Source organism: Candidatus Vampirococcus lugosii (assembly GCF_018420025.1).
Classification (GTDB): Bacteria; Patescibacteriota; Gracilibacteria; order Absconditabacterales; family Absconditicoccaceae; genus Vampirococcus; species Vampirococcus lugosii.
In genome coordinates this window covers 1-4,697 of record NZ_JAEDAM010000076.1, presented here as the reverse complement: position 1 = coordinate 4,697, position 4,697 = coordinate 1, and the positions used below count along the sequence as shown (strand labels likewise).

At 20.0% G+C, this 4,697-nt stretch carries 2 protein-coding genes; both read right to left on the bottom strand.

Annotated elements, in window-relative coordinates:
* A partial coding sequence (locus tag VAMP_RS04625; RefSeq protein ID WP_439099515.1) for a hypothetical protein occupies window positions 1-2,927 on the bottom strand: 2,927 nt, incomplete at its 3' end.
* Window positions 2,928-3,513: 586 nt separating this feature from the next.
* Window positions 3,514-4,548 (bottom strand): hypothetical protein, encoded by a 1,035-nt coding sequence (locus VAMP_RS04620; protein ID WP_213349786.1) that lies wholly within the window; start codon window positions 4,546-4,548, stop codon window positions 3,514-3,516.
* Window positions 4,549-4,697 lie beyond the last annotated feature (149 nt).

Below are 4,697 nucleotides of genomic sequence, written 5' to 3'. Positions count from 1 at the left end.
TCTACATCAAATATTACTTCATATTCTTCTGGTTCTATTACTTCTTCTTCTAATTCAATATTTATATTTAATCATGTTCCACTTACTTCAAATCCTCATGTTAAACTATTATATCCTGTTGCACTTGCTATATATGTATAATTTCAATTTTCTAAATTATATATATTTCATGTTCCTAATTGTATATCTCAACTTAAATTTTCAACTTCCAAATCTAAATCTGTAGGTTCTACATCAAATATTACTTCATATTCTTCTGGTTCAACTTCTTCTAAACTTATATTTATAGTTTTTCATGTTCCACTTACTTCAAATCCTCATGTTAAACTATTATATCCTGTTGCACTTGCTATATAATTATATTCTCAATTTTCTAAATTATATATATTTCATGTTCCAACTTGCAAATCTCAACTTAAATTTCTTACTTCCAAATCTAAATCTGTAGGTTCTACATCAAATATTACTTCATATTCTTCTGGTTCTATTACTTCTTCTTCTAATTCAATATTTATATTTAATCATGTTCCACTTACTTCAAATCCTCATGTTAAACTATTATATCCTGTTGCACTTGCAGTATAATTATATTCTCAATTTTCTAATTTATATATATTTCATGTTCCTAATTGTATATCTCAACTTAAATTTTTAACTTCCAAATCTAAATCTGTAGGTTCTACATCAAATATTACTTCATATTCTTCTGGTTCTATTACTTCAACATAATCAGCAACAACTCACAAAACAACCTGTCAATCTCAAGACAAATCAATTTGATTATTTTCTAATAAACCAATTTTATTATTTTCTATATTTCATTGAAACATTCAAATTAAATTATCTATATCATCTTTTTCTGTTGTTAAATATTGTAATTCTCAAGATAATTTTTCAATTTGTAAATTCAAAAGTTCGTCAATTGACATAGACCCCATAAAATCAACAAAATCCAAAGTATATCAATTATCAAAGTTAATTCTCAAAGAATAAAAATCATTATCTAAGAAGATTTTATGATAATCAGTTTTATTTTTAAAAAATTGTAAAGAATCTATTTTATCTACTAAATCAGTTAAATCTTGCATTCAAGAAAAATTAATCGTATTTGATGCTCACAAAGTAAATCAATATATTTCTCAAATTCATGTTCAATCTATATCAACAAATATTTCTTTTCAATCAAAATCATCCCAATCACTTTCATCAAATCAAATAAATAAATCTGAATAAGTTCATTGTGTATCACTATAATTTTTTATTACAAAAGAATTTCAATCAACATTATCTTGATTACTGTTTTTAGTAACTTCAAAATTTTTTGATTCTTGTCCTACAAGTTGAATTTGATTTTTTCCAGCTCAAGAATTTAAAGCAAAATTTTGTTCAAATCATTTTCAATCTATAAAATCATTTTCAACAACATTTAATTTATGTATATCAACAACTGTTCACAAAACAAGATCTCAATCTCAAGCTAAATAAAGATTATTATTTTTATTTAAATTTTTAGTTAAAAATTTTTCTTTAGAAATAGAATATTTATTACCAAAAACTTCTCACAAAACAACATTTTTATTTAATTCAAAATCTGCATTTGTTCAGAAAATTATATTTTCTTTTATCATTTCAAAAAATTTATCTACTTGATTCACATCAACTCATTCTCAATAAACTCAATTTCAAACATCAACTCAAGCAGTATTTGATAAATAATAATCAAAATTAGTTCAAGCAGACATCACTCGCTCATTTCAAGCTATCAAATCAATCAATTCCAAACTCTTATTATTTTCAAAATTTATTTTAACAGAAACAAAATCTCTAGATTGAAAAACATTATGATAATCAGTTAAATTTCTTGCAAACTGCAATGATTCAATATTTGCAATTAAATTATTAAATTTTTTTAAATTATCAAATCAATCAAATAATCATCAATCAAAAACAATATTATTAGCATCTATTCAATCACCAATATTTATTCAATAAATAGATCAATTAGTTAATTTATCATAATTTACTAAAACATCTTGACCAGCACCAAAATTTTTATTTTCAAAATTTTCTATATTTACAAATAAATCTTTGTGATCAGCCCAAGCTCTTTCTCAAATTTTTGTATCATCTAAACTTTTAACTACAAATTCACTATTATTCAATTTTATATCAGAATATCATTTATCTAATATTCAATATTTTCAAGTTTGTTCTTCAAAATTTTTTCACAAAAGAACAGAATTTTCAATTTCATAATTATCTCATAGATAATCAATATTATTTCAAATAAGTTTTATAAATCATGGAACGACATTACTAGTTTTTGAAATAGGACTTCAATATCTTCATAATTCCATATTTATTGAAGATAAAAAAAGTTTATTAAGTTCATTAGTAGAAATTAAATCAATCAATTCAACTTCATAACCACCAACAAAATTAATTTTAACTGACAAATAATTATCATTCTCAAAAAGTTTATGATAATCAGTTAAATTTTGTGCAAACTGTAATGATTCTATTTTATTCAATAAATCCTCTTGACTTTCAATTCCTACAAAATTTATTTTATTAGCTATATCTCACTCTCAAAGCAAAAAACCATAAATTTTTCAAATACCTTGTTCACTTATATCAACATCTATAGTTTCTCATTTAGCAAACTCATTTTCATCATATTCACCAACAAAAGATTTCACATAAGACCTATTAATATCAGAATAGTCTTTCAAAACAAAAGATTTTCAATCAACTCTTTCTTGATTTTCATTCTTCACTACACCAAATATATTTTCTTCCAAATTTTGCTGTTGCCCAGCATAAAGAAAATTCGACATATTAGATAAAAGCAACATAGAACTTGTAACATAAGCAAAAGACCTTTTGAAAACAATTTTTCATACAGAAGAAAAGTTATTATATATCATAATTAATTATATATTTATATAAACTAAAAATAGTAACTTAAAAAATTGACTTTTTAATATATATCAACTATAATATTATATATCAAATTCAATTTATTAATATAACTGAAAAAAACAATTAATTAATACTTGACATTTAAATATATATAACTATAATTTTTATATATCTAACTTGATTTAGCATCAAGAATATAAAAACAAATATTTAAATACCTTTATTAAACTTATTGTTTATTAAGTTTAGTTTAAATAAATATGAATAAAATAAAGAGAAATACAATTTTTTTATTAAGTTTATTAAACTTTAAAAGTTATAAAAGACAACAGACAAACAAAAATAAAAAAGAAATACAATTTTTTTTCGTTAATCAGTGTTAAACTTAATAGTAAACTTAATAAGTATAAGTTTATTAATTAATTATATAAATAAATTATTGTAAATATCAAGAGATAATATATATTTTTTGATTTTTTATAAATCAAATTTTTTTGTATATATTTAATTATTTTTTATATAAAAAAACTTTAATTATACAATTAAAGTTTAAAAAATATTTTTTAATTCTATTTTAGATCAAATAATTTATTATTTAATATTCATTTCTTCTTTTAATCTTATAATTTCTTCATTAAGTTTCAAATAATCATTTAAAGATTTTTGATTATCTCTTTTTCTTATCACTTCAAAAGTTATATCTATAATAATTTTTAACTCTTTAGTGTCTGGATATTTGATAGATCAATTTTCAAATTTTGCTAATATATCTTTTATAGAAAGATTTTCATTTATGAAAGTATCAATATCTGGAAATCAATGATAACTTGTTTCAAAATTATTTTTAAATATTTTCAATAAATCCAAAAAATCATCATCATTTACTAAATTTGTTGTATATTTTTTAAAAATATTATAATAAGTTATCAAAGGTATCATAGCTCTAAATTTATCTAACACAATAATTATTTGTTTATTTATTAATTCTTCATATTCACTATCACTTTCATCCAATAAATTTTGTTTATCATCTATATTAGATAAAAAACTATTTATATTGAAATAAGAAGGACTTACTATCACAGTTTCTAAACTAGATTTAACAATTTCAGTAAAAATTCTTTTTTTAACATGCAATAATAACTTATCAAGAATATCTATATCAAATAATTTTTTATCTAATTCTTTTCCTCTTAATTTATCAATCATTAATTTTGAATTTTGCCATATATAAGGTCAAAAATTAGTATAACCACCTCATTCATAATAAGAATTTAAAGCTCATTTTACTCATATATAATGAATAGTATCAATATAATTTCTAATATCATATTCATAACTTCAAGTATTTTGATTATTTAATAAAAAATCTATTTTTTCCAAAAAAACAATATATTCTTCACTAAAATTATTTAAAGCATTTTTATCTTTAATAATATCAACAATCTTATTTTTAGATTTAATACAAATAAATCTTATATCAAAAAATTCTATTCATTTATCTGTTCATTCTTTTATTATATCTACAATATTATTATAACTATAATTTCTTGGTAAACTTATAAATTCATTAAATGAATTTCATAGTTTATATATTAAAAATAATAAATCATCAATTTCTTTCAATTTTTCATCATATATTGAATTATGTATTCATATTTTTTTAAGTATACTAAAAATATTTTACTTTTTTAGTAAGAATAGTTATAATATATAAATTTATATTTATAAATAATGAAAATATTATGATAGAAAAAATAAAAGAAATAGAGTTA